Source organism: Allorhodopirellula solitaria (genome assembly GCF_007859855.1).
GTDB classification, from domain to species: Bacteria; Planctomycetota; Planctomycetia; order Pirellulales; family Pirellulaceae; genus Rhodopirellula; species Rhodopirellula solitaria.
Genome location: NZ_SJPK01000008.1, coordinates 62,311 through 89,111, shown reverse-complemented (window position 1 = coordinate 89,111; position 26,801 = coordinate 62,311). Strand labels below are relative to the sequence as shown.

General features: G+C 58.8%; 15 protein-coding genes. 7 read left to right on the top strand and 8 right to left on the bottom strand.

Annotation, left to right across the window (positions count from 1 at the left end; translation table 11 throughout):
* Window positions 1-6: 6 nt before the first annotated feature.
* The 4 genes from CA85_RS15685 to CA85_RS15675 all read left to right on the top strand — a co-directional run bounded on the left by CA85_RS15685 (window position 7) and on the right by CA85_RS15675 (window position 14,827).
* Window positions 7-4,479 (top strand): hypothetical protein, encoded by a 4,473-nt coding sequence (locus tag CA85_RS15685; protein ID WP_146392284.1) that lies wholly within the window; start codon window positions 7-9, stop codon window positions 4,477-4,479.
* On the top strand, window positions 4,476-13,007 hold the full coding sequence (locus tag CA85_RS15680) for a YML083C domain-containing protein (RefSeq protein ID WP_186774983.1): 8,532 nt from the start codon (window positions 4,476-4,478) through the stop codon (window positions 13,005-13,007). The genes CA85_RS15685 and CA85_RS15680 overlap by 4 nt, the downstream gene beginning before the upstream one ends.
* The gene (locus CA85_RS24990) at window positions 12,971-14,173 is read left to right on the top strand and encodes an aminotransferase class V-fold PLP-dependent enzyme (RefSeq protein ID WP_186774998.1); all 1,203 of its coding nucleotides are present in this window, start codon (window positions 12,971-12,973) and stop codon (window positions 14,171-14,173) included. Before CA85_RS15680 ends, CA85_RS24990 begins: the two co-directional genes overlap by 37 nt.
* Window positions 14,174-14,374: 201 nt before the next feature.
* Window positions 14,375-14,827: a DUF420 domain-containing protein gene (locus CA85_RS15675; RefSeq protein ID WP_146392282.1), complete on the top strand. Its 453-nt coding sequence runs from the start codon at window positions 14,375-14,377 to the stop codon at window positions 14,825-14,827.
* A 71-nt stretch (window positions 14,828-14,898) separates the two neighbouring features.
* Here CA85_RS15675 and CA85_RS15670 read toward each other — a convergent pair whose 3' ends face one another.
* From CA85_RS15670 to CA85_RS15635, 8 genes are all read right to left on the bottom strand, one after another.
* The gene (locus CA85_RS15670; RefSeq protein ID WP_186774982.1) at window positions 14,899-16,353 is read right to left on the bottom strand and encodes an FAD:protein FMN transferase; all 1,455 of its coding nucleotides are present in this window, start codon (window positions 16,351-16,353) and stop codon (window positions 14,899-14,901) included.
* A gap of 5 nt (window positions 16,354-16,358) precedes the next feature.
* Window positions 16,359-17,618 (bottom strand): NADH:ubiquinone reductase (Na(+)-transporting) subunit F, encoded by a 1,260-nt coding sequence (gene nqrF / locus CA85_RS15665; RefSeq protein WP_146392281.1) that lies wholly within the window; start codon window positions 17,616-17,618, stop codon window positions 16,359-16,361.
* Window positions 17,619-17,684: 66 nt separating this feature from the next.
* Window positions 17,685-18,329, bottom strand: a complete 645-nt coding sequence (gene nqrE / locus CA85_RS15660) for an NADH:ubiquinone reductase (Na(+)-transporting) subunit E (RefSeq protein ID WP_146392280.1) — start codon at window positions 18,327-18,329, stop codon at window positions 17,685-17,687.
* Window positions 18,330-18,336: 7 nt separating this feature from the next.
* Window positions 18,337-18,960 (bottom strand): NADH:ubiquinone reductase (Na(+)-transporting) subunit D, encoded by a 624-nt coding sequence (locus CA85_RS15655; RefSeq protein WP_146392279.1) that lies wholly within the window; start codon window positions 18,958-18,960, stop codon window positions 18,337-18,339.
* Window positions 18,961-18,962: 2 nt separating this feature from the next.
* Complete coding sequence (locus tag CA85_RS15650) at window positions 18,963-19,826, bottom strand: Na(+)-translocating NADH-quinone reductase subunit C (RefSeq protein WP_146392278.1); 864 nt, start codon at window positions 19,824-19,826, stop codon at window positions 18,963-18,965.
* Window positions 19,816-21,072 carry an NADH:ubiquinone reductase (Na(+)-transporting) subunit B gene (locus CA85_RS15645; protein ID WP_146392277.1) on the bottom strand — a complete coding sequence of 419 codons (1,257 nt, stop codon included), beginning with the start codon at window positions 21,070-21,072 and terminating at the stop codon, window positions 19,816-19,818. The genes CA85_RS15650 and CA85_RS15645 overlap by 11 nt, the downstream gene beginning before the upstream one ends.
* 2 nt (window positions 21,073-21,074) lie before the next feature.
* Window positions 21,075-22,439: a Na(+)-translocating NADH-quinone reductase subunit A gene (locus tag CA85_RS15640; protein ID WP_146392276.1), complete on the bottom strand. Its 1,365-nt coding sequence runs from the start codon at window positions 22,437-22,439 to the stop codon at window positions 21,075-21,077.
* A gap of 263 nt (window positions 22,440-22,702) precedes the next feature.
* Entirely contained in the window at window positions 22,703-23,749 is a 1,047-nt protein-coding gene (locus CA85_RS15635) for a hypothetical protein (RefSeq protein WP_146392275.1), read from the bottom strand.
* A 362-nt stretch (window positions 23,750-24,111) separates the two neighbouring features.
* Between CA85_RS15635 and CA85_RS15630 the strand changes: the two genes are divergently transcribed.
* The 3 genes from CA85_RS15630 to CA85_RS15620 all read left to right on the top strand — a co-directional run bounded on the left by CA85_RS15630 (window position 24,112) and on the right by CA85_RS15620 (window position 26,676).
* Window positions 24,112-24,639, top strand: a complete 528-nt coding sequence (locus CA85_RS15630) for a DUF7738 domain-containing protein (protein ID WP_146392274.1) — start codon at window positions 24,112-24,114, stop codon at window positions 24,637-24,639.
* An 880-nt stretch (window positions 24,640-25,519) separates the two neighbouring features.
* A complete protein-coding gene (locus CA85_RS15625; RefSeq protein ID WP_146392273.1) occupies window positions 25,520-25,927 on the top strand; it encodes a hypothetical protein in 408 nt (135 codons plus the stop codon).
* 113 nt (window positions 25,928-26,040) lie between these two features.
* A complete protein-coding gene (locus tag CA85_RS15620) occupies window positions 26,041-26,676 on the top strand; it encodes a hypothetical protein (protein ID WP_246112846.1) in 636 nt (211 codons plus the stop codon).
* The last annotated feature ends 125 nt before the right edge of the window (window positions 26,677-26,801 follow it).

Genomic DNA, 26,801 nt, shown 5'->3' with positions numbered 1-26,801 from the left:
AGGCTGATGGCTGGGGTGTTATTGTTGGCGTGGTGGAGCACGGTCGGGGGAGTAGAGGCTGGTTATGGTCAGGGGCCGGGGACATTGCCACCTCGGGGGTTATTGCAGGATAACGAGCCCTGGCCCGAGCAGCTGGAGGGGATTCGCCCTGACGCGTTCCTGTTCCAGGACGAATCCGACACTCCGGTGGTAATGCCACGGATGTCGTTTGAAGAGATCGATCGGCTGAGGCGGCTCGATCGCGGAGGGCGTTCTGGCGACCAGGTAGCAACGCTCGAGAGGTTGTCGATCGCGGGCACGATGGGGCGGGAACGGGCCCAGTGGAACGCGGAACTGGCGGTGCGACTCGATGGCGCGGCCGTCCGGGAGACGGTGGGGCGATCGGTGGTGATCGATGTTGGTATGGCCGGCGCCCATCTGTTGAGGGCCGCTGACGTTCGTTTCTCGCCCGGCCTGAACGTTGATCGCGAGGATGCATTCCCTGAGACCGCTGCGGTCGATCGGACCGATGGTGGCGCGGGAAATACGATTTCCGGAGAGACCGGCTCAGCCGACGGCGACGCAGCGATCCTGGGGGAGTCCGTGCCAGGGGCCTATCTGCGTTTGGTCCCGCCGCAGCCATCGGGTCGAATCAGTGCGATTTCTGCAGCAGGCGCTTCAACGCTGGCGAGCGAGTCAGGTGAGATGGGGAGCGATTCGGCCGACTTTGCATCGCTGCCGTCGACGTTTCCCAACGTGCTCCGCCAAGCGATGGGGACACATAGCGAGGCGTTGATGCGTCGCGATGCCGGTTACCAATTGGTGTTACCGGTGGAGTCTTTATTGCAGAAGTTTCTTTCGCCACGCAGTTCGATGGTGGTCACGGTCCGTTTTGAACTATCGGCTCGGGTGTGGTCGACGCCGCCTGGACACTCGTGGTTGCCATTGAGTTTGCCGTCCGTTTCAACGCTGATTCAGATGCAGCTCGACGGCGCGGACGATGACGGCGATGCGGCCTTGCTCGATGTTGTGGGTTCGGGACGCGAAGTCGCCCGGCGACTCGAGGGATCGGACCGCTATGCGGTGGAGTGTGACGGTGGAATGATCGCACTGCGCGTCACGGGTGCCACTGAGAACGCGGGAGATACCGGATCCTTGATCGAAGTCGAGTCGGAAACCCAGTTGCAGTGGGAGTCACCGACCGAACCGCCCACGATGGACGTGCGGTTGGTCACTAAGAATTTGCGTGGGTCATTGAACGGATGCGAGATCCGATTGCCCGCATCGGCGGTACTCGTTTCTCCACCGGAAATTGTATCGGCGGGCAGTGAGTCGCGTGATTCGAGCAACTCGACCGAGGCGGCATGGTGGGAGGTCGTCATCGCCCGCGCCGATCATCCAGACGAGCCCCGTAGCGAAGCTACCGAGCCGGCGGCTGGACCGACACAGCAGGATGGCGATGAAGCCACGCGGATTGTGGTGCGGTGGGTGGGGCCGGAACAGATGCAGGCCCCCTCATCGGTTCGCTTGAGACTGCAGGTGCGACAGTTTCCTCCGGATGCAACCGCAGCAGAGCCGTGGGTACTGCGAATCCCACAGGTGGCCGATGCGATTGGGCACCGTGGGCAAGTGACGATTCGCACGGCGAGCGATCATCGTCTTCGCTGGCGTCCGCGGATGGGCATCGATGCGGTCGCTGCGGAGCAAACCAATTCTAGCAACGGCGACTTGGTGTACCCGTTTCGCTTCACCCAAACTCGCTTTGAGTTGCCAATTTGGCTCTCACGCAAACAACAGCAGATCCGTTTGTCTGCCGACGCGGAGCTCTCGGTCACGCGTCGTGCGGCCCGCGTCGAGATCGACGTGCGTGCTGGCGGTATCGGAATTGATCCCAAGGGCCTGCGTCTGGAGCTGGGAGATTGGAGACTGCTCGGAATCGAAACAGACGTTGCCGGTACAGAACTCGATATCACAACAACCGATGGCAATGCGGAATGGCAGGTCGACACATCCGATGGCAAATGGCCTTCGAGCTATCTGATCACGGCTGAAACGATGGCGACCACGGCGACGGAGCCGTTGGAATCATTGACATTGCCGCAGCTGGTTTCAACCGATTCTGCGAGCGTCGTGCGCGACGTGCGATTGACACTCGCTGACGACCGCCAGGAAGCGTGGTTAGTCGATCTCGGGCGGAGCCCGGCGCTGCAGCGGATCGCGGGACAGAATAGTTCCCGGTTCCGATTTCTTATCCCCGAGTCACCTTGGGTTCTCAATGGCGACTTCGCCACCCGGCCACTGGAGCTGGAGTGGGGTGGTGAGGTATCAGCAACTCAGTCGAGCGACCACTGGGTGATTCGATCGCAGTGGACGATTACCAGTCCACTGGACCTCGAAGGCCGATTGAAATTTGTCATCCCGGGCTTAGGAGCACGTGATGCAGGCATCAACGGGAGGTTGGATGCTGCGGCGCCGTCGCAATCACCTGCAGAACCGGTGTCGTCCGGTGATTCTGCGCCCTCCGGTGATTCTGCTCAGCTCACACGATCCTCCGGTGCAGACGAGAACGCGGCAACAGATTCCGCAGCGAGCCGGCTGGCTCCGCCGCAGCAATGGACGGCGTTAGTTGACGGGAGCCCTGCGATCGTCCGGGGGCCCTTGGCCGAGTCATCGACGGGGTCGGAGTTTGCGAATCGGAATGTTTACGAGATTGTTTCACCCTACTTGGACGCCGGGACGCAGCAGGTAGAGCTCGTTTTTGAGCAAGCGATTTTGCCTCCCGGTTCACCTCATCGATCTGCCGCGAGCGGCTCGCTCAGCGTCGACCGAGGTGAGATCAGCGGCGTGCTCGCCCTGCCCTCTCCGGTCGCCGATCGGTTGGCGATGCCGTCGCCGCTACGATTGAAAATGCCGTTGGGCGTGGTGGATTCGGCGGGATTGTTTTGGCGAGTTCTCCCCGACCTGGATGGTTCGATGGGAGAATACGGTGAAGCTGGCAGTTTCCAACTCTCACCCATCCCCTCACTGGGCGGAGATTCGCTGGACGAGAGCTCCGGCTTGAATGAATGGACATTCCAGGTCGTCCCGGATTTTCCGATTCCGATTGTGCTCCGCAGCCGGCTCGGCGAGGAGAAGCTGACAGAAATTCCCCGTGCATATCTGCGTAGTTTGGTTGGCAAACAGTTCCGGCATGAGCATTTGCTGGCATCGGTCCGCGGGGGCCGCCGGGTTCGCTTGGGCCTGCCCGCGAGCCTGCGGACGATCCGGGTCGAGGTGATGCTGGACGGGCGCCCTACGGCGAGCACCCGTGACGCCACCGGTTTGAGAATTGACCTGCCCGATACCCCGCACTCAACCCATCTACTCGATGTGCGGATGTGGGTGGAAGAACCTAACAACCCGTGGTGGTCGCGTACCGAGCCGATGATTCGCTTGCCGGTTGGATCGGGGTTGCAGTACTGGCAATTGGTCGTGCCCACGGATTCGCACTTGTTTTGGGCATCGGCTCAATCGGGACGCGCGATGCGGTGGCAGCGTGACGGTCTGAATTTGTCGCGGGTGCCGACCGCGAACGATACAGCCCTGATCCGCTGGGCACTGGATTTGGATTGGCAATTCGGCGAAGACACATCGCTCGAGTCTCGATCCGAAGCCGCCAGCGTCTCCTCGGAGGTGGCGACGGCAAGTTCGACAGACCGCCCGTCTGCTGACGGCGAGTTGCAAAGCAGCCGCAGGGACGTTGGTACGCCGGACCGGATCTCCGAGCAGTTGTTGCAGGCCGCGCTGCGTGAGTCGCTCTCCAATGCCACTTTCGCGGTACCCGGCAATCGATATCTGTTCTATGCAGGCAACGTGCTGTCCTTCGCGGCGATCACGGTTTCGCGTACCGTTCTCTGGCTCGCGGTGGGCGGTTTGGTGTTATTGCTCGCTGCTGCGGTACAGTGGTTTCCTGGGCTGCATCATTCGCTGGTCGCGTTCCTGGTGGCAATAGGGTTGGCTGGATTGTTGGTGATTGCACCCGATGGGATCGTCCTGACGGCTCAGCTCGTGATCATTTCATTGACACTCGTGGCGGTGTTCTATGCGATTTCAGCACTCGCGGTACCGCGCGGTGGGCAACGCGGTCTGCCGCCTCGATCGAGTTCGCGCGAGAGTGGTGTCAGCCGTGAAGGCAGCTCGCGCCGTGGTAGCAATCGTGTGGTATCCACCCAACCTGCAGGCCGTGCGCAGCCCGCCAAGACTCAGCTTCAGGAATCGCTGGAAGACCAGCAGGAAACGCGAGAGATCGATGCCAGTCTTCCCATCAAGGATGCCGATCAATCCGTTTCGTTGATGCCGAGTACCAATCCTGCAGCAGGAGTATTGGAAAATGAGCCTGAAAGGGATCAGGGGGAGACAGACGAGGAGGAATCCCATGGAAGCCAGCAGACGACATCCGGGGAAGTGTATCGCAAGGCAGATACCCCTACCGATTCGGACTCGTCGGAGGCGTTCAGGTGATCCGGTACTCCGCATGGGCCTGTCCATGGTTGATCGTGGCTTGCCTTCTGTTCCTCGCGTCACCCCTCGCCGCTGACGGCCAGGCCACCGCTCCCAATGCGGTGCCCGGGGCGGGCGACACCGGGGCGGGTGATGTCGGTGAGGCAAGCGCGACCAGTGTGGAACCCGACGATGAACTGGAGGAGGAAGCTGCCAAGACAGGCGAGGGATCACGGGAGGAATCGCAAGAGGCGAGTACCGATGAGGCGGATTCTTCCGCACCCGCCAAGCCGACCGAGGCGGCCGGATCCCGCTCGGCCAAGCTCTCACGTCCGCCGAGTCCGCTCGCGGTGCCTCAGTGGCGAGGGTACACGCCCCGTTGGATCGGTCTGTACGGATCACAGTTGGCTGATTTGATCCCGGAGAGTTTCCGTCCAATCTCGATCGATGATCTCGTCAAAGCTCTGCGAGACAGCTCTCATCATTTGCAACCGCCGAGCGAGGTGCCGATTCCGCGGTTGACAGTGGTGGCCCACACCCACTCCGATCATCTGGTCAGCGACGCCAGCCGATTGGTGCTTCCTAAGGCGACGCAGAGGAATGCCGTGAGCGAGGAGGATGAAACGCATCCCGCATGGCAGCGTTATCGGTTGGGGGCGATGAACCTCGACCTCGCCCCTTCTTCCACGGCCGCGACGACCAGAGCGGATCGACTGTCCCAGGCGAGGATTGTGAGCGATCCCGAAGGGAATAGTTTTGCTTGGGGACCGCCGGAGGCAGCGATCGACTTTGAATGGTCGGTTCGTTGTCAACGCACCATCGATGGACGGCAATGGACGCTGCAGTTGCCCGATGCCACCGTCACTCAGTTTTACCTCAGTGTCGCCAAGGGGACCTCATTGATTGTCGAGGGCGGTGCGGCGACGAGGCTGACCGAGGCACCCCCGTGGGAGGAGCTCGGCCTCCACCCCGATTCCCTGGAGCGATCGCAGGCGAGGTATTCCGCTGACCACGATTCACTCATTTGGTATTCGATCGAACCCACGCCGGGGCAACCTCTCGTGATTCGTCAGCGAGCGACGGATGGTTCCGGCTCCGTTTCGCCCTGGATGAGCGTGGTCAGGGGATGTCACCTCCAAGCACGGTGGATGGGCGATCAATTGCGGTGGACCTACCGGATTACGTTTGACTCGAGCAGCTCCCACGACCTTACCGAGCTGGCGTGGGCGGACGGCGAGGTCACGGCGGTTCAGTGTGACAGTCTATCGGTCCCGTTCGTTTGGCATGGTAACATTGCTCGGTGGGGGGATTTTCATCCAGGAAATGGATCGACCGACGACGCAGCTGCGGACGCAGTCGGCACCACCACGACCACGTGGGTGGTCGAAGGTGTTTCCCGTCGTCAGGGCGATCGCGTTTCGTTACCCCGCCCTCTGCTGCCTCCAGATCACTTCGTGGTTCCGCCTCAAGCGTGGCACATGCAACTGGACATTCCGCATTGGAGCATGCTCAGCGAAGTGCGATTGCCGCGGGGGTGGAGCGTGCGGCGGCTGCCGACCGAAGCCTCGCGGCCCGTGCGACTGTCGAGTCTCGCGGCAGACGGCAGCGAAGAGCAGGATCTAACCAATGATGTGTCGATAACAACTTGGATGGCGACGGGACCGGCCCCCCAGGCCGATGCGCCCTGGTCAGTGTCGCTTGTTGCCAACGATTCACTCGTCTTTGCTGACCATCAAATGCGATTCGAGATGGATGAAAGCTCGATTCAGGCCCGTGGCAAGATCAGTGTGGAGATGCCTCGCGGAGCGATTAGCCCGGTGACACTTGAGTTGCAGGATGGTTTCCAATTTGAATTGATCGGGGTCGGGGAGGGACGGCGAAGTGTGCCGGTGGGGACCGGCACCGGTACCGGTACCGGAAGGCGATTGACCATCTGGCCTGGAAACGATGAGGTGATTGATAACCGGGTGGTCGTCTACGTCAGTGGCCGGTCAAGGAGGTCGAACATTGCCAATCGGATGCCCGCTGCTGGGACCACAGGAACTCCCAATGATGAGCAATCCCTGGCGGAGGCACCCAAAACCGATGAGGAGGTGGAGGAGACAGTCCGAGCGACGGCGGAACAACCGGATCCGACCGCGCAGGATTCACCGCGTGGAAACCGGGCAGCCGCGCTCAGCGATCAATGGCTTCAACAGACCGAGCCGCTGTGGCTGATGCGGGCTGTCGATTGTCCAGGTCAGCTACTGGCGACGATTGTGCCGCCCGCTGGAATGACATGGTCAGCCAAGGCGTCCATTGAGCCCTCGCGGATCGCATTCCCGGATCTCTCTGCAACTCAACGACGCTTTTTCGCACCGCTGCCAGGTGACGCGATCGTATTCGGTGGTCCAATCGATGCAACGCCAGAAGTTACCCTTGAGAAACCAGACGTGTATCTTTCGGCATCCCTGCGGACTCTTTTGCACGCGGGGCCCAAGGCGACTCCAACGTGGCGGTCACCGTCTCAGCGGAGACTCAGTTCGCCCGGCTCGCAGGAGCCTGCATCTCTCTGGCAAACCGTGGAGGTGAAAACTGAGGGTACCGCAGGAGAGATTCGTTCCATGCGACTGCGGTTCGCAGCGCGGTCACCGGAAAGAGGCTCTCTCTCCAGCGAGCGAAGCACGACAGGGGCGCCGGAGGATGCACCGGCGGAATCCAGTCCGACGGGAGCAGCTACGCCTCCTTGGCAGTCGCTGCAGTGGTATGTGCAACTGCAACCCGGGCAAGCCGAAACACCTCTGGCTCAACATGCCGTGACTCGACACTTCGTTGAAAATTCCGGTGACTGGGAGGTGCAGATTGCTTTGCCGCCTCAATTTACCAATCAGTCCCTCTTACTGGGGCGACGTCGACTCAGGGCAGAGACAGGACGGAAGTTTGCCATTGGGTTGCCCAACGTGCCCGACGCGGCGTCACAATCAGCAGAAATCTGGATCGATTCGTCACTGCAACTCCATCGACACCCCGAGACACTCAAAGGGGTGCCGATGGTGGACTCGAGCTTCCATGATCGTACGGGCACGGACGCAACAGCGTCACGTGATGGCGGGCGTGATTCCTCTTTCACAACGACGACACGTTATCGGTATTCCCCCAATGACCAACCCTGGGTAGAGGTCCGGCCACGGGCCCACCCGACGCCGTTGGGATTGATCGTGGGTGAGCACCTGACGGCTGAGGCGTCGGTATCGGGTACCGATACTTTGCGTTTAACCTGTTTGGCGCGATCTCGCACTGAGATGCTTTTGACGTTTCCTCCCTCGTTGCATTTGGTCGATCTTCGCTGTGATGGTGTATTGATCACACCTCGAGTCATTCCTGGGTATGGTGTGGTGATTCCTACGCCTGCCACCGTTGCAGCGGCGAAATCGCCATCGGCCGATTCGCTGGCAAGAACGCCCGGATCGAGCCGTTCAGAACCTCGGCGCTCGGACGCCGAGGAATCCGAATCCCTGCAAACTTCGTCTGCACCGCGTTGGGTTCGGATCGAAGCCAACTGGGTTTCGGAAACGCCGCTGAACCGTTGGTATCGATGGTATCAATTTCCCCTGATCGAGTTGGATCAGTTAGCGGTTGATCGCCGCAATCAACTCCTCGCTTCCACGGGGACGCGAGCTTTTCACTTGCCTGGCTTTGCCCGCCCTTGGTACCCCGCCGCCTCGCCGCTCTTATTGCCGACGGGATTGGTGACGGGGATCGGGTGGGTGGCTGCCTTTCTGTTGCTCGCTTTGGCCTGTTTAGTGGGGCGGCGCAGCCTCCGTGTTGTCGTCGCAGGAATTCTACTGACAGCAGTCGCCGTGGCGCTTTGGCCGGCCGCCGCGATGGCATTGCTGACCTTCGTGGCGCTGCCGTTGACGCTCGCTGCCATCCAGCTCACCACAGCGGTTTGGCATCGTGACGATGAGGGTGGCCGAAAAGACTCTGAGGCACGAGCGGCGCAGTCGTTGAAAGACCCGTCTGAATCCAGACTCTCGGGCGTCTCACCGCTCGTGGGTTGGATTGTATTTGCGTTGACGTTTGCCGGGTCCGCTGCCACGACGAATCGATTGGCTGGACAGAGCGTCGAAGCAACGGCGACGAGCGAATTGTCGTCTGCGGGGCGGGTGGTCAATGACAGCGAAGATGATAAGTCGGCGCCGACTATTGACGTCTTGGTGCCTCTGCAGGGCGACGGGGAGATCCTCGGCAATAAGATCTACATTCCTGAATCCTTCTATAACGATCTGTTCTTCCGCAGCGACCGCTTGTCCTGGCAGAACCCGATGATCGACCGTGTGTCCTACGAGTTGCATCTGAAGTCACCCTTGGAGAACAGTCGTTCGATTTTGGGGGCGGGTGATTTCTTTGAAAGCAATGGCTTTGAGAATCGTTCGTTGAACCAAAGTCAACAACCTGATTCGTCAACTGACGATGCCATCGTGAGCGATGAAATACTCAGTCAGAGTGGCGCCGCGAAGCTGCAGGCGAGATTGAAGCTGACGCTCCCGCCGAATATCCGTCGAATTCGATTGCCTTATCGTTTCGACCAAATCGACAACGTGATGCAGGTCAATACGATTGGCGTTCCCGTGACAATCCGCTGGGGCGGTGAGCGAGATGGATGGGCGTGGGTTGAGATCCCGATGCTCGGCCGTGATCCTGAAATCATGGAGCTCACGATTTCACTGAACTGTGAGTTGCAATGGCAGGATCCCTGGGTGAGAGTTGCTTGCGACCTTCCTTCGCTTCCCGCAGCAGATCTTGTCGTGCGGGCGAACGACGCCGTTGAGAATGTGATGTTGTTGACGCCGACGACGAGTTGGTTTGTTGATTGGGAGTCTCAGCGAGAAGACGAATCATCGCCGCCGACAGATCCCTTAGGATCAGTCAGGACAATCGATGAAGGCGGCGAGCGTCAGAGCACGGTGATGTTGCTCGGCTCGCAACGTCAGTTGAGCTTGCGTTTTCAGATCCCGAGTTCTGCTAGGGCGTCAGTGGAGGAACTACGCGTGCCGGCAGAGAACGCTGGCGATGAGGGGACTCGCAATTTGGCGTCGAGGGATGTCCCTCGCTTGCCATGGCAGGATGCCTCGCAGTGGCAGCAACGGTTCTGGATCCATTCGGAAAGCGGGAAGACAGTGATCGAGTGTGAGCTCGAATGTCTCCAGACGCTGCCACCGGAAGTCGTTGTTGCGATCACGACGTCGGCGCCCGCAGTGCTCGCGATTGATGCCAAGGGCAACCGAGCTGAATGGCGGCCCACCGAGTCCCAGTTGGCTCGGGGGCCGGTCGACTCATGCGACGTCGTGGGGACGCAGTGGACGTGTCTGTCACGTGACACTAGCTCCACAGCCTCATCTCAGACAGTGCGTTTCATGTCATTGACGACGCCTGCACGACCGATCCGATTGGCTTGGACCCTCGCGACGCCACAACACGGAGCCTGGCAGATTGGCATGCCGAAAATCGCGATGGAGCCTGGCCACCGGCTCGATGGCGGAGCCCCAGAGCAGTCTCCAGCAGCGGGCTCGGAGGCCGTGTCCCCGGAGGAGGACACCGTCTCATCGATGTCTGCGGCGGAACCGGACGAACGGAACGCAACGTCCTTCCCTGCGCCGTGGGTCGCCTGGACTTTTGCCGATGATGTGCAACCGGATTGGTCGACAATGAGTGAGCTCGAACCACTCCCGGTGGAACAATTCTATGCCAGTTGGACGGGGTACCTGAGCACTGTCGACCGTGCGGCGGTCGGACGCGTCGGTCAGTGGATACTCCGGCAACGTGACGCTCCTCAATGGGAAGTGTCGACCCGTCACGACATTTCCGTCCAAAACGATACTCAGCATGTCCGATTCTCCGTACAGGTGAATGACCCGGAAAACGTCTCCCGCGGACGCGTGGTGGCAGCCAAAGTGATGTCATCGACCCCGTCGTCTACCGTTGGTTCGAGTCGCTATCGGGTGCGGCTTCCCCAACGTGCCGAGTTGCTCGATTGGAGCTACGAGGCAGAGGGCGAATCACCGATCTCGCCTCGCACTTTCTTGTCAAAGGCATTGTCCCGCGCGACCGATGGCGGTGACGATGACGGTCTATCCACAACAACCGATGGTGACCCGGAGTCAGACGTGCCGCCCGCGGATGTCGCTTTGCCTCCCTGGACAGTGTCGAGAATCGATGGGGTGACCACTCTGTACCTAACCAGCGATCAGAGTTCGTTCCAGATCTCGGTCGATGCGATCGTGCCCCATCGCGGTGGTTCCGATCCAAACGAGCTGGGGCTGATGACGATTAGCAAGATCGCCAGCGATACTTTTCAGGCGGCAAGTGAGAACGCCGGCCCGCAGGCGGACCGACAGGCCAGCGAGATCCGAGCCGCCGCGAGCAGGCAGCAGAGCCACGAGCTGCAAATCACACGACACGTCGATACGGTGGTCAACTGGGTGCATGCGGTGCCCAGCCCACGAATGGATTCAGGGGTCTCCGATGCTGCTTCCTTGCTCGCCGACGGCGAGATTCTGGTCGACCGATTTCAAGCCGACGGCTCGGTTCTCGATGCCTTCGCAGCGGCACGGTTCCGCACGGGCAAGAACGATCAACCTTTCGACATGGATTCGCGGATCACACTGCGATGGGAGGAGGGCCGTTGGACGGCTCAAACGGATTGCTTGATCACGAGCGATTATTGCCCCGATTATGTCGATATCGCCCTGCCGACGCGGTGGTGCGAATCGTTACGGATCGAACCGCACTGCGTGTCCTCACGGCAACCCACCCTGGATCCTGCGATGCAGGTGTTGCGACTGCAACTTCGCCGCGGCCCGGCCGGTCGGTCAACCGGCGGTTCCCAATCACCACCCGCCGGCGGTGACTCCCAGGCGGAGAAGTCCGCGAGCGATCCGGCAGGAGGTTCCTCGTTCGAGTACACCCGCGCCTTCCGGCTCGTCAGCCGTTTGGCCGTCAGTGAGGTGACGCGTGTGAGTGTTCCTGAATTGAGAGTGATGGATGCGGATCGGCATCGAATTGATGTCGTGGTCCCGACGCGTTTGACCAACGAACAGGTGCGGTGGCGCAGTAACTTTGCTGGGCCCATTGAGAAACCACGATGGAGAATCCAGCCCTTGCCCGATACGGATTCGGCAGCCTCGAAGAAGGCGAACGAGCAAGCCTCCGATGCGGAGTTGTCTGTGTATGCGGTCACCAGCCCTCGGTGGTCGATCGATTTGGAGACGTTGCCGCGGACCGACCGAATCGCCCGCCTGCTGCACGCCGATCACTGTGTATTGGCTCGACCCACGGACGAAAACCTCTTGCTGGTCAGCCGATTCGATGTGCTGCCCGGTGACCAGCCATCGTTGCGGTTGGCGGTTGATTCGGCCGTCGAGTTGCAGGGCGTTTGGGCAGCGAGTCGGCAAGCGGATCTACGGCGGGTGTCGAGTGATTCGGAGGACGCGGAATCGGGTGCTGGCGACAGGGAAGTGTCCCTCTGGGAGGTGTCACTGCCTTTGAGCCGGCTCAGCCAGACTGTCGAGGTGCTTGTTTCGGTCCGCCGTGATTCCCGCGACGTGTTGTTGCCGTCTCTCGTCGGATTGAGTTCCGATGCGGCTCGGGCCAGCGTGAATTGGTGCCAACTTCCAACGACCAGTACACTCTCGGATCGTTCAATCGACCAGATCATCGGTGGGGATCGTGGCCATCCGTCCTCGGTCGTCGTATTCCACAACGACCCACAGGCAACCGCGTTAATTTCATCGCCACTTGATCCCGATAAACGCATCGCGTGGTTGGCGTCCAATGTCGTCAAGGCGATCGGTGCCACGTCGGACTCACTCGCCGATCGGCGCGACGATGAGGTAGCGGTGTGGTTAAAACCATGGATCGCACGCTATCAGATGCTCTGTCAGTCGGCGGGCCGGCAGATTGGTGACCCGGATCCGCCGAGTCGCGAAGATACAGGTCCATCGGAATCCCAAACTGCAGGGGGAATCCCTCCCGGCGATCTACTCAGTTGGGAGGAGATGGACGATTTTATTGTCACCCAAGAGAGCCGTTATTTCCCTGATGATTCGTTTATCAGTGGCGATGCTTCGGCAACCTGGTCGGACTATCTTGCGATCACCAAGCCGCCGGGATACACCGATCGATGGACCTTCACGTGGAGCAAACCGAGGTTGCCGATTCAAGCCTTGGCGGCGCAGCGTCTGCCGGTCAGCGAGCAGACGCGTCAATTGGTCCTGAGGAGCGGGCTGTTTTTTATCGTCGCGAGCCTGCTGATGATCGTGGCCCTATTCCCGCGTCGGAAACCGGCCCAAACGGCCGACCGCAACGCGAAGACGCCAACCACATGGCGCTCCGTCACGCTCAACCCATCGCTGTGGTTAGTAGTATTGAGTATCATCGGCTTGGTGCTCATTCCGCTGCCGATGGCACTCGGCCTGCTTGCCGTCGCACTGGTTTTGAGTGCGAGTCATACGAAACACTGGATTGCCTCGCAGTGGAATCTCTCATCGCGGAAAAACTCTCAATCGTGACGCGAATCTATCTCGATCATGCCTCCACGAGCTGGCCCAAAGCGGCTGGCGTGATTGACGCCATGACGGAGTTCATGCGTGATTGTGGTGCCAATTCGTCACGGGGCAACTACGCTTCGGCTCGCCAGGCTGCGACGATCCGGGAACGGGTGCGAGGCCGCTTGGCGGAGCTGATCGGGGCGGAAGGGAGGCAGTGCGTGAGTTTTCACAGCGGTTGCACCGCAGCGCTCAACGCCGCAATCCATGGCTTGATGCCCGCCACCGCCGGCTCGCAACATCATGTGATCGCTTCATCGGCAGAGCATAACTCTGTCCTGCGTCCGCTCAGGCAAGCCACACGTCGCAGTGGTACCGAACTCGAAATCATCCGCTGCGAAAAAGATGGTTCGCTCGATGCCGATACCATTGTCGGAGCAATCAACGCCCGAACACGGATGGTTGCCCTAACGGATGCCTCCAATGTCACCGGGATCCGGTACCCGGTCGCCGAAGTGGGACGCCGGATCGCGTTGATCAATGCGTCGCGGTCCAGCGCCGATTCGATTTTATTATTGTGCGACGCGGCGCAAACCTTCGGTTCGCTGCCGATCAACGTTGCCTCGATGGGCGCGCATGTGCTCGCGGCCCCGGCACACAAGGGCAGTGGCGGACCGCTCGGTATCGCGATGTTGTATCTCCACCCGAGCCTGCACGAGCGGATCGAGCCGACGATCCAAGGCGGCAGCGGTCACGATGGACTCGCCGACCGCATGCCCGCGTCGATGCCAGGCCGACTCGAGCCCGGCAGCATGAATATTGCGGCTCTGGCCGGTTGGGATGCAGCTCTCGATCGTCAACCCACCGCCCCCGAAACCTGGCATGCCCTGACCACGAGGCTGCACAACCGGCTGAGCGAAATCGATGGCGTCCACATCGTGGGTGGGCAAGGCGTCCTGCCGATCGCGAGTATCGAGTTCGGCGCGATGCTCTCGTGCGCCGAAGCCGCTGCGATTCTCGATGCAGAATTCGGTATCGAGGTCCGCTCCGGCTATCACTGCGCCGCCGAGCTCCACGATTGCCTCGGCACTCGAGAGTCGGGAACGCTGCGAATCAGTTGCGGGCCAAGTACGACGCTCGACGAGATCGACCGCCTGGCCGATGCCTTGGCAGAAATCGTCGAATCTTGAGTTCGAAGGCTGGCGGCACGGGGATGCCGGCCGTAATTGGTTCGGGAATCCGTTCGAGAACACGAGAACAAAAAGTGGCGTAAGCTTCCAGCTCGCGGTCGGCCAAAATCGCAAGCTGGAAGCTTACGCTACTGCAAGAAGTCGGTACCCTATGGGCATCGGCACGCCTGTTTCGCCCGCCCCGACATTCCAGAATTGACTATGTGGACCGCTCTCGCTAATCACCTGCCGCACCTCAATGCGGCTCTCAATGTCCTCGCCACGGTGTTATTGGCGTTGGGGCTATGGAATATCAAGCAGGGGCGTGCGAAGAAGCACAAGAAGCTGATGCTGAACGCATTCTCAGTCAGCGTCATCTTTCTGGTCTTTTACTTGTTTCACAAGCTAGCGCTTTTCGAAGCCACGGGCCAATGGAATCGACCGTTTCCCAAAGACGCTCCGCAAGGTGCCCGGATCACCTACTTCTCAATCCTGATCCCACATATTCTGCTGGCCATGGCAGTGCCGTTCTTAGCCATTCGGGCCATCTATCTCGCCAAGAATGGTCGCATCGTGGCGCATAAGAAATGGGTTCGCTACGCCTTCCCGATCTGGATGTACGTGTCGGTCACCGGCGTGCTCGTGTACCTCATGCTGTATCAGTTGTACGCCTGACCGATAGTAGTATCGGCTTCTAGCCTGTGTTGAGTCATCGTCACAGGCTAGAAGCCTATGCTACGTGGGTGTCATTGGTTTTCGATCTTTTCGCGTAGCTTTTCGCAACCTTCCGATGGCGAGCTGCACATCGAGCATCGTGACACACCATCCTCATCGGTTCGCGCGTTCAGTCCGCCGCAAGAACCGCTGATGGCTCGTCTGCCGAAGATCACTCCCACGGCCATCGCAGCCAAGACAACTGCGAAGCCGATTCCAGTCAGCAGAGCGATCGGTCCCATTCGCTCAAAAAATCCGGCACCGTCGGCTGCCGCGTTTTGAGCGAGCGTGCCGCTGTTTTGCATTCGATCGGCGATCGCCGCCAAAGTTCCCGTTCCCATGTAGTTCATCTGATTCTCCAATGATTCGTCGAGAGTGCCGTCGGTCGTGGGCCCGTTGTCACGGCGCGTGATCAGCAAAGTGTCCAAGTCGTTTTCGGACGCGAGCTGGGCAGCTCGCTGAGGACCGGCAACGTCCAACGCAGTCGCCCAGGCGTCGGCCGCCATGCACGATGATGCGACTACGGTTACCGACGCGAGGTTGTGCCGGACTGGACGGAGCGTCACCGGATCGATTGTATGTGAGTACCGCTCTCCCTCGAATTCGAAGAAGTTCCGATAGTCGCCGGAGGTCGCCATCGCCGCGTCTTCGATCCGATACGCGGCGACGATCTCATTATTCATCGCGTCCGGTTTCTGAATCCCCACCCGCCAAGGCTGAGGACCGTCCGGTGTCTGTTTCTCGCCCGTCACACGTACCTCACCGCCGATCTCGACGAAGACGTTCTGAGCTCCTAAACGCGAGAGCACGTCGACAACGCGGTCGACGCCGTGCCCCTTAGCGATCGCTGACAGATCCACCCGCAGTTGCGGGATGTCTTTCTTGAGCGCGGGCGGATCGAGCCGCACGGACAAATGAGATTGACCGATCTGCCTGCCGATGGCCTCGAGCTCCTCTGCGGACGGGACGTCCCGATTACGCTCGCCGGGACCGAAGCTCCATCGATCGACCAGCGGTCCGACCGTGACATCGAATGCGCCTCCCGAACGTTGGCCGACATCCAACGCGAACTGCACGACCGATGCGGTCTCGACGCTGACATCGAACCAGTCCGTGGACCCCGAATCGTTGAAGCGACTCAGTTCGCTCGAGCGGAGATAAGTCGACATCTGGTCGTTGACGCGGCGCAATTCTGCATCCACGGCGAGGGTCGCTTCTGATTGCCAATCCGCACGCTCGGGCGGTCGAGAAACCTTGACTGAATACGTCGTCCCCATCGTCCCGCCACGAAACTGTATCAGAGCCCCCGTCGGAGAGGGGGCGGCAACGGCAGCAGCACCTAACGGGAACGCCCCATTGGCAATCGTCATCCAATGAGATTGAGATTGTCCGGCCCAGCATGGCTGCGCCAGGATCAGTGCTGTGGTGGCAAGAAAAAACGCGACGGGCCGAAAACCTCGTCGCGTCATGCGATCGGAATGGATCATCAACATCAGCCACCAAAGTCGTCGTAGGCGATGTTTTCTGGCTCCACACCGAGGTCATCAAGCATCTTGAACACAGCCGCGTTCATCATCGGGGGACCGCAGATGTAGTACTCGATGTCTTCGGGAGCAGGGTGATTCTTGAGATAGTTTTCCAACAGGACCTGGTGAATGAACCCGGTGTAGCCGTTCCAGTTGTCTTCGGGGGCGGGTTCGGACAAGGCGATGTTGAACTTGAAGTTCGGGAACTCCTTCTCGATCTCGCGAAAGTGGTCGACGTAGAACAGCTCACGCATGCTGCGGCCGCCGTACCAGTAGCTGACCTTGCGGTCGGTTTTCTGTCGCTTGAAGAGTTCAAAGATATGGCTACGCAGCGGAGCCATCCCAGCACCACCACCGATGTAGACCATTTCGGCTTTGCTGTCCTTGACGAAGAATTCTCCATAGGGACCACTGATCGTGGCCTTGTCACCGGGTTTGAGTGAGAAGATATAGCTACTCATCTTGCCCGGTGGTGTGTCTTCGGGAGCCCGCGGCGGCGGCGAGGCCACGCGGACGTTGAGCATGATAATGCCCTTTTCGCCTGGGTAGTTGGCCATCGAATAGGCGCGGACGACGGGTTCCTCAACCTTCGAGGTGTACCGCCAAATCTTGTATTGATCCCAGTCAGGATGGAATCGATCTTCGATGTCAAAGTCCTTGTAGTGGACCGTGTGCGGTGGTGCTTCGATTTGGATGTACCCACCGGCTTTGAAGTTGACTTCCTCGCCTTCGGGCAGCTCGAGGACGAACTCCTTGATGAACGTCGCCACGTTATTGTTGCTGCGGACCGTGCATTCCCACTTCTTCGTCTCGAAGGCTTCGGCAGGCACTTCGACGTCCATGTCCTGTTTCACCGCGACTTGGCAGCTCAATCGTTCACCTTCGGCGGCCTCTTTCTTAGTGATGTGGCCGGTTTCGGTCGGCAGCAAATCGCCGCCACCTTCGGTGACTTTGACTTTGCACTGGGCACATGTCCCACCACCGCCGCAGGCGCTCGATACGAAGATCCCCGCATCGGCGAGTGCGCCGAGAAGTTTTCCGCCCGCAGGGACGGAAATCTCTTTCTGGTCGTTGATCATGATTTTGATCTTGCCCGAGGAAACGAGCTGTTTCTTGGCTGCCAAAATCAGCATCACCAGGGCGAGTACGATGATCGTAAACATCGCGACGCCGATGGCGACGATGGCTGCCGGTGGGGCGTCACCCAGGAGGAGAATTGGGAACATCACAATGGACTCGTGTGCGGTGAAATGCGAGGAGATTGAAATCGAGATTGCTGGTTGAATTCGGCTCTAGAGCGTGATGCCGCTGAAGGACATGAACGCGAGCGCCATCAAACCAGTGGTAATGAAGGTGATACCGAGACCGCGAAGCGGGGGCGGAACATCGCTGTATTTCAGCTTTTCGCGGATACCGGCCAACGCCATGATCGCCAATGCCCAGCCCACGCCACAGCCGAAGCCGTACGTGATCGATTCACCGAACGAGTAGTTGCGTTCCTGCATGAACAGCGAGGCACCGAGGATGGCGCAGTTTACTGTGATCAGCGGCAAAAAGATGCCGAGTTCGTTGTAGAGCGCTGGCATGAATTTGTCCAAAAACATCTCGAGAATTTGGACCAATGCCGCGATCACACCAATGAAGCTGATAAACGACAGGAAGCTGAGGTCGATCGTGGAGAAGTCGATTGTGGACGTGGGGATGAATTGATTCGCCCAGCCCAACGCGCCCTTCTTCAACAGCAGCGAATAGATCGCTTGGTTAGCGGGAACGGTGATCGTTTCAATGGCGATCACAGCCATCCCCAAACCGATCGCAGTCTTAACGCTCTTGCTCACAGCGAGAAACGTGCACATGCCGAGGAAGAACGCCAGGGCGAGGTTCTCGACAAAGACCGCCTTCAAAAAAATGCTCAGGTGAGCTTCTACTAAATTCATGATAGCCTCAGGATTCTTCGATTTGTGCGGGTTTGTTCAGGCGGATGACCCAGATCATCATGCCGATGATGAAGAACGCGCTGGGTGGCAACAGCATCATTCCATTGGGGTTGTACCAACCTCCGTTGCGGTCGAGCTCGAGGAGGGTGAAGCCAAACAGCGAGCCACTTCCAAAGAGCTCTCGGAAAAAGGCGACGACCAACAGCACGAAGCCGTACCCGAGACCGTTGCCGATCCCGTCCAGGAAACTGATCCCGGCTGAGTTCTTCATTGCAAAGCCTTCGGCGCGGCCCATCACAATGCAGTTCGTGATGATCAGACCGACGAACACGGAAAGCTGTTTGCTGATATCGAACAGGAATGCCTTGAGGAATTGATCAACCACGATGACCAGCGAGGCGATCACGCACATCTGTACGATGATCCGGATGCTGCTGGGGATGAACGAGCGAATCGCACTGACGGCGAGGTTGCTAAACCCCGTCACCGCGATCACGGCAATCGCCATCACGACCGAGGTTTCCATCTTGGTGGTCACCGCGAGTGCCGAACAAATCCCCAGGACCTGCAAAGTGATCGGGTTATTGTTGACCACGGGATCGGTCAACACGTCGAGTGTTTTTTTAGCCATGGTTATGCTCCTGCCTTCGTCGTTGCGTTGCCGGCAGAGGAAGGACTTTCCGCAGCAGCGGCTTCCTCCTCAATTTGCTTCTTGAGCGTCTCTAGGAACGGGCCGTAACCTTGCTCGCTGGCCCAGTACTGCACCAAGGCGGTCACGCCGCGACTGGTGATCGTGGCACCGGAGAGACCGTCGACGGCCGAGGGGTCGTCGTCGGGGGCGGGGCCTTTGGCTACGTAGGCCGTGGGATCGCCTTGGTCATCGTAAAGCTTCAGTCCATCCCATTGTGACTTCCAATTGGGATTGTCGACTTCACCACCGAGACCTGGGGTTTCCTTGTGTTGATAAAACGTGATGCCCTGCACCGTCTCTAAATCGCTTTTCAGAGCAAGGTATCCCCACAGTGTTCCCCACAAGCCTTTGCCGTAGATCGGCAGAACGACTTGCTTGATCGGTCCTTCTCCCTCGTGGCGAACGATGAACACCTTCATCGTTTTGGGACGGCGATCTTCGCCATTGTCGTAGGGGTCGCCCACGATCGGTTCGCTCGTCTTGGGATTGGACGCTTGCTCTTCGAGGCTGAAAGTGGTGGCATCGAATTCGGTGTTGTATTGGCCCGTGTCCAAATCAACCATCTTCTCCTCGATCCAGGTGTAAAGACTGTCAATCTTTTTGCTGGTCAATTCCGAGGCCGGTTTCCCCAATTCATCTTTGGGGATACCCGCCGCATCGAGAATGTTCTTTTTCTGGTCGAGCTTCGCGTTCTCGACTTGGTACGGTTTCAACGCGACCGCAGCGGCGCTCACTGCGAGCGAGCACACGACGCATAGGATCGTCGCGATCAGGATGGTTCCTGAAGTAGAATCTTTAGCTGGCATAGCGAGCGACCCTCCGGCGGACGTTGGCTTGGACGACGAAATAATCAATCAAGGGAGCAAACACGTTGCCGAACAAAATCGCCAACATGATCCCCTCAGGGAACGCGGGGTTGATGACCCGGATCAGGACGGTCATGAAGCCGATCAAGATGCCATAGAACCACTTGCCCGTATTGGTCATCGACGCGCTGACCGGGTCGGTCGCCATGAAGACGAGACCGAAGGCCAAACCGCCAATGACGAGGTGCCAATAAAACGGAACTCCAAACATCGGGTTGGTTTCACTGCCGACTGCGTTGAGCAGCAGAGTCGTCCCGATCACGCCGAGAATCACACTCAGCATGATTCGCCACGACCCGATTCCCGCGGCAATCAAGATCCCCGCACCGACCAAACACAGCAGTGCGCTAGTTTCACCGATACTGCCTTGGATCGTGCCGAGGAACGAACTCATCCACGTGATCGAGCCGGTGTCGCCCCACACGTATTGAACGGAATCGAGCGATTCGATCGCGCCGCCTTCGGCGATCGCCATCTGGCCCAGTGCGGTGGCTCCGCTGAAACCATCGACCGCCGTCCAGACTTTGTCACCACTGATGCTAGCGGCGTAGGAAAAGTACAGGAATGCGCGAGATGCCAAGGCGACATTGAGGAAGTTCCGGCCGGTGCCGCCAAAGACCTCTTTGGCAACAATCACACCGAAGGCGATCCCCAGTGCAACCTGCCAGAGCGGGATCGAAGGTGGTAGCGTCAGCGGGAACAACAGCCCCGTCACCAAGAAACCCTCGTTGATCTCGTGGCCGCGTAACACCGAGAAAATCATCTCGATATGACCGCCGACGAACATCGTGACAGCATAGATCGGAATGAAAAAGATCGCCCCGTAGATGAAGTTGTCAGCGAAGCTGCCGGGGTCGTGCCCCAGTCCGAAGAACGTATGCACGCTGTGGTGCCAGTCGTACTCGATCGGCACGTCCGCCTCGGTCATCTTCACGATCGCCGAGTTGGCTTGGTAGCCCGCGTTCCACATCCCGAATAGGGTCACCGGGATCAAGGCGAAGACGACCGTGATCATCATTCGCTTCAAATCGATGCCGTCGCGCACGTGCGTTCGTCCACGAGTTGTTTCACCAGGTGTGAACAAAAACGTGTCGATCGACTCGTAAACAGGGTAGGCTTTCTCGAGAATCCCCCCCTTCGCAAAATAGGGGTGAACGCGATCAAAAGCGTCACGCAGTGGTTTCATGTTTAGCCTTCACGTTCAATCGTGGTCAAGTTCTGTCGCAACAGCGATCCGTATTCGTATTTTCCTGGGCACACAAACGTGCACAGGGCCACATCTTCTTCTTCGAGTTCGAGTGCTCCGAGCGACTGGGCCGCATCGGTGTCCCGGACGATTAGCGAACGCAGCAATTGCGTCGGCAACATGTCCATCGGCATGACTTTTTCGTAGGTTCCCAGCGGCACCATCGCTCGCTCGCTGCCGCCGGTCGACGTCGTGAACGCAAACTTCTGCGACGGGTTCGCCGCCGATGCAAAGACGCGTGTCACGGAGTATTTGTCAAAACCTGGTTTTTGCCAGCCCAAGAATTCGCGATCGTCGCCCTCTTCGATCACCGACACCTGCTGGTGGTAGCGGCCGAGATAATTATGCGGCGCCGCAGCGTTGTGTCCGCACAAAACCGACCCCGAGATCAAGCGAACTGTGCAGTCGTCGACCAAGGCGTCCGCGACGAGGTCGTCGATGCAGGCACCGACTCGTGTTTCGATCAATCGAGGCTGCTTGACCTTGGGGCCCGCCAGCGAAATGACGCGTCGCACGTCGAGTTGGCCAGTCTGAAATAACGAGCCGATTGCGATCACGTCCTGGTAGCCGATGTACCAAACCGTTTTGCCTGGGCCGACCGGATCGAGATAGTGAATATGTGTGCCAGCCAATCCGGCTGGATGAGGGCCAGCGAATTCGGCCATGGTCACGCCCGAAACCTCTTCGCCAGCAACCGAGGCGCCCGCAGCTTTGCAGACGTAAACCGCGCTACCGCCCAATTGAGTCAACGCTTGCAAGCCGAGCACGAACTGGTTCTTTCGCTCGCTCAGCACGACCGCTGGGTCGGCCGCCAATGGATTGGTATCGATCGCGGTGACGAAAATCGAGCTCGGTGTGGATCCGATCTCAGGAATCTTGCCGAAAGGGCGTGTTCGCAAGGCGGGCCACAATCCGCTCTCGACCAATACCGAGGCCACCGCCTCGCCGCCGAGCGAAACAGGGTCCTTCTCCTTGGCCGCTTCGAACGTCACCGCCTCGTCGCCATCGAGGTTGATCGTGATGGCCTCAAATTTTCGCTTCGCACCCCGGATGACGTCGCCAACCGTGCCCGCGCCCGGAGATGTGTAAACCACACCCGGCGTTTTCTTGTCCTCGAAAAGAGGTTGCCCCAAGGCCACGCGGTCGCCGGGAGCCACCAACATCGTGGGCTTCATCCCCACGTAATCGTCGCCCAACAGCGCCACGCTGCGGACCGCTGGCCCGACCTCCACTCGTTGCTCGGGGCAGCCGAGAATTGGCAGATCGAGACCCTGTTTGATGACCGTGCGGCGTGGGGAAGCAGGCATGAAGACGGAGACTTTGTGAAAAATGTAACAAAGTGGAATGGAGAGAAAAGCTCACCTCAAGTGAGCTTTTACGGAATACTATGGCACGAGAACCGGACTTTGACAACGGCAGAATCAAATCTGATTTTACTGATTTTGGACCGCAATCCCTGTGGGCGTCCGGCGCCTCCCTACGGTCCCACGAGGGTGGTAAATTTGTTTTTCTGCTTGCGGTCTGTCTAGCCTCCATGCAGGACCACTCGCAGACGCGTTTCCGGCCCGCTTTAACGGCAGCGGATCAGTTCCCCGTCGGCGATCCCCCGCGCGGTCATCACGCATCGCACCTGTTCGATGAACCGATCGGCGTCGACCGGATACCCCGCCGTAGGGCGAAAATTCGCTGCGGGTGCCGCTGCTCGGAAATAGTTGTTCAGGGCGGCCATGGCAACTTCCCGGAGGTATTTTGCGTGCAGCGAGCTCAGTGCGACGGGCGTGAAGCGATCGCCTTTGACGGTGAAGTGCAGCCGCACCGGCGCACCACGCCGCACCGTTTCATAGACGCTCTGCCGAGCGTCCTCGCTGACGATCCGAACGCTTTCGCCCCCGAAAAACTGCTGGATCACGCCCGCGTAGTAACGCCGGCCGCCGTGGCGGTCGAAAAAAATTTGCACGCTTTCGGGCGACGATGGATCCTGCACCGCATCGAGTAGATCAGCGGCCAGCGTGATGCTTGTCTCACCGAGCAAGTCGCTTTTGTTGCCCTGGGGGCCAACACTCGGTGTCTCTTGGGAGCCGGCGGGATCGCCCGCGCAGTAGCGATTGAAAGACGCGGCATCGATCATCCTCGCCTGGCAATCACGCAGTTTCCAGTCGGACCGCCCCCATTGCTCGACGGCTTTACGAGTCTGCTCGAGCGAGGAAAACGCGAGCGGTCCGGTGGAGTCGACACCGATGGATTCGAGCCAGCGAACGCGTTGGATCGCGTCGAAATCACGCGGCAGGAGTGTGGCCAGTCGTTCGAGAAGCGTTTGCTCCCGTCTGCCGCACGCATGCAGGGCGACCGAAACAATCCGCTGCAGCATTGTCAGCGACCCGCCCTTGAAGATCTGTTTGGAATCGTCCACGCGGACCAGGCCATCGGCGACACGCACCGGAGCCGCGATCGCAGCAAACGGATTCGGCTCGACCTGATCCACCGACCAGTCCTCGACTGGCTCGACACCAGGACCCTCGATCGGCTCCGAGCCAGCACGCTGCCAGGCCGTTGCCCCGATAACGAGCGGCCCCAGCTTCGGTCCATATCCCGCCTCGTCGACAGCAATCAACCACATGCGTTTCTTCCCGGTGTGCCGACTCGGCTGATCGAAGCGATTGAATTCAATGTAAAATGCCTCGTTGAAACGAAGTGCCTCGGATCATCCGATCGAGGTTGCCAGAAACGCATAGGGGTAGAGTTGATGAGGCATTCTTTTCAAGAGGTTCTTTCGCGGATTGTAGCTGAAAGTGATCCAGATGCTCGCTCTCAATGGCAGCGATGCCCGAGTTGAGCGAAAGAGATGTTGCTTGACACCCCTTTTGAGCCGTGTGAGGATGGCCAATGGGCCCATTCCACCCGGGGCGTCTTCTGGGAGCTTCCCAGTACGACGCTACTGACTCGGATTGAAAATACTGTTCCGTGAATAGGATGAACACGATGCGCCGCTTTCTCTCGATGACCGTACTCCTTGTCATTTTGGGATGCAACGCGTCGCATCAGAGCGAGCCAGTCACTGGCACGCAATCAACTGCGGGAGATGCGATTACCCTGTCAGCCGATGGAATCGACCTACTGGGCACCTCACTTAATTTTCCCTTCACGGTGTCTGAAATAGCGAAGGTGATCGGCCCCCCAGATCGCGTTTCAAGACTAGCGAATCATGTGTCCACCTGGGACGGCTTCGGGTTGGTGGTGTTAGAAGAGAGTCCCGGTGATCCAATCGTCGAGATGGATATCTGCTTTCATGACGAAGACGAGTTGGACTTCAGTCCAAAACACGGATTTGACGGAATCGTTCGCTACAATAGCGTTGACATTTCAAGTGACTCGAAACGCATGGATCTTGTGTCTGCCGGATTCATCCAGGACGAAATGCTTGAATCACTATACAGAGCTGAGGATGGAGATCTTAAGATGTGGGCAGAATACGACAATGGCTTAGTGGAGATTACAGCCGCCTGGTAGACAGGGAACGACGGCTTGCAACGCAGACGGCCATGCAAGCACCTTGGCGATGAATAGGCAATCCACCCGGCCCGCGGCACCGTTGCGGACTGCGAGCGGAACAAGGTTTTTGGGGCGCTGCACATTTTCGTCGTCCCTTGAACTCACGGAGTTGATGGTTGCTCGCTGGAATGGGTGGAGGAAAAAGACGCAGAGACGCTAAGACGCAGAGACGCGAAGAGCCAAGAGATGCATAGCGACTTCGCGGCTTGGCGTCCTTGCGTTTCAATCGACACTGCATGCCAGTCAGTCGCTCGATCAAAACCAATCCAATACGATAGCGTTATCCTGATATGACAGCTCGATCTCCCTACGAAACACCGTTAGCCGATGACAGTGATCGCCCAGTGCATGCGTACCCTGAGCGTGTCGTTCGCCCTGCGCTGACTTCCATCCTCTCCTCCATCGCCTTAGGCTTCACCGGGCTGTGTGTCTGGCGCGCAGTCAGTATCGTTCCAGCTGGATCGCCACGTGGCCACCCGAATTTCCCACCACTCGAGTCCTTTGTCCTCGTCCTCTTTGTTTGCCCGGTCCTGCTTCTCTTCTCTATATCGCTGGCTGCAGCCGCGTTTCTTCGGCACGAGCGGTTCCGTTGGGTGGCGGCGTTGTTGCACTTACCATTTGTATTGGCGTTGATTGTTTTCCTCGCGAAATTGTTTTTCTAGCATCGTCCTTGCGTAGGTATCGGCTTTGCATGCCAGGCAGTCTCCAGAGCGAAGCGATTGAACGGAGAGCCGGCAGCCCGTCTTTTCGCAATGGACAATCGTCTCCCTGTTCCCCGCTGATTACCGCCGTAATTTGATGAACGCACAGCGAAGTTTCGGATACCAAGGCATGGCGAATGACGCTGCCTAAGCGCGGGCCCGACCGGGTGTCACCGCGAGCAATCGACCTCGCCTCTGTACCCGTAGATCACTGGTTTACGACATGGGTTGCCGGAATGCTGTTTCCGGTTGCGTTGTTCGTGTGCGGTCTCACAGTATCGCTCACCCCGCACGCAAAGATTCCGAACCTGCGGTACTTCCGACATCTTGATCCGCTGGGCAATTCGCTTTGGATTGAATTGCTCGGTTGGGAGGCCGTGTCTTTCGGCCTGATGACGATGTCCTTGGCACTCGCGATGCATTTTCACTGGTTTTGGAGCGTTCACCCGAAATTAGTTTTCCTGTTCGACCCACTGAGACACGCCGCTGTCGCTTTCGCTATGCTGATGCTTCTGTCGCTCATTGCATCTCTGTTGATTTGGTAGACCGTGCTCCCTTCGAACCGATGTTCGTATGAGTTCACACTGCCGCTGAACCACACCAGGAACTTCGCGCTGGCCAGCCTGACTTGTTGTGCGATCTTTGCGGCATTGAGCAAATGCTGCTGGCTGCGGACGTTTTCACGCCGTCGTGGAGATCGTTGTTCTGGCAAGAGGATGAGCGGTGCCTAGCCTGGTTTATTGATCGCCAACGTGAGTCGTACCGCCACTACTGGACGGGATGCTACAGGGCGGATTACTACGGTTGGGATTTAGAGAGCGAGGTTGCCTGGATGACGACGATGCGACCTTCGTACGCTGCGAATTGGATTCGTTCTCTCGGGAAAACCGATCTGGAACGTTTGATCGATGAAGTGAAACGCGGTGAAAGCGAGGCGATTGGTCGCTCAATCGCGTTTGTGGTTGCGGAGAGCTTCGGCTACTGGCACAACAGGGCTCGCGCAAAACTTTGTCGGCATTTCAAGAACCACCCGCCGGCACCCAGCGATTGTGATCGACTGGTCAGTACAGTTGTCGATCGTTTACTCGGTGGATATTTCTATGAGCAATTCTTCGATCAACTTTCAATGGCGATTCGATTCGCCCCGGACCGCATGGGACATGCCGCCTCAGTGGCCGTTAAATCTGATCGTGAGTACATTCGACGATATGGCGTTAGGGTGCGTCATGCGATCAAGTCCATCGGGTGCGATCCGCGTAGTGCGCCTGTGATCCGGCGAGATTGGTATTCATGAAAAGAGGCTTCCTCCTGCAAAATGTTGGTGCTCAAACTAACACCGCAGGAAAGGAAGCCTCATGGATGTCAAAGGTATCGTCGGAAGCCTCACTCAAGCAATCGCAGATTCTGAAATTCAATCCC

Coding starts and splice junctions, on each gene's coding strand:
- CA85_RS15655 (WP_146392279.1), bottom strand. CDS start 18,960: ATGGCTAAAAAAACACTCGACGTGTTGACCGATCCCGTGGTCAACAAT.
- nqrE (WP_146392280.1), bottom strand. CDS start 18,329: ATGAATTTAGTAGAAGCTCACCTGAGCATTTTTTTGAAGGCGGTCTTT.
- CA85_RS15650 (WP_146392278.1), bottom strand. CDS start 19,826: ATGCCAGCTAAAGATTCTACTTCAGGAACCATCCTGATCGCGACGATC.
- CA85_RS15640 (WP_146392276.1), bottom strand. CDS start 22,439: ATGCCTGCTTCCCCACGCCGCACGGTCATCAAACAGGGTCTCGATCTG.
- CA85_RS15625 (WP_146392273.1), top strand. CDS start 25,520: ATGACGCTGCCTAAGCGCGGGCCCGACCGGGTGTCACCGCGAGCAATC.
- CA85_RS15675 (WP_146392282.1), top strand. CDS start 14,375: ATGTGGACCGCTCTCGCTAATCACCTGCCGCACCTCAATGCGGCTCTC.
- CA85_RS15620 (WP_246112846.1), top strand. CDS start 26,041: ATGCTGCTGGCTGCGGACGTTTTCACGCCGTCGTGGAGATCGTTGTTC.
- CA85_RS15670 (WP_186774982.1), bottom strand. CDS start 16,353: ATGATCCATTCCGATCGCATGACGCGACGAGGTTTTCGGCCCGTCGCG.
- nqrF (WP_146392281.1), bottom strand. CDS start 17,618: ATGTTCCCAATTCTCCTCCTGGGTGACGCCCCACCGGCAGCCATCGTC.
- CA85_RS15635 (WP_146392275.1), bottom strand. CDS start 23,749: ATGTGGTTGATTGCTGTCGACGAGGCGGGATATGGACCGAAGCTGGGG.
- CA85_RS15630 (WP_146392274.1), top strand. CDS start 24,112: ATGCGCCGCTTTCTCTCGATGACCGTACTCCTTGTCATTTTGGGATGC.
- CA85_RS15645 (WP_146392277.1), bottom strand. CDS start 21,072: ATGAAACCACTGCGTGACGCTTTTGATCGCGTTCACCCCTATTTTGCG.
- CA85_RS15685 (WP_146392284.1), top strand. CDS start 7: ATGGCTGGGGTGTTATTGTTGGCGTGGTGGAGCACGGTCGGGGGAGTA.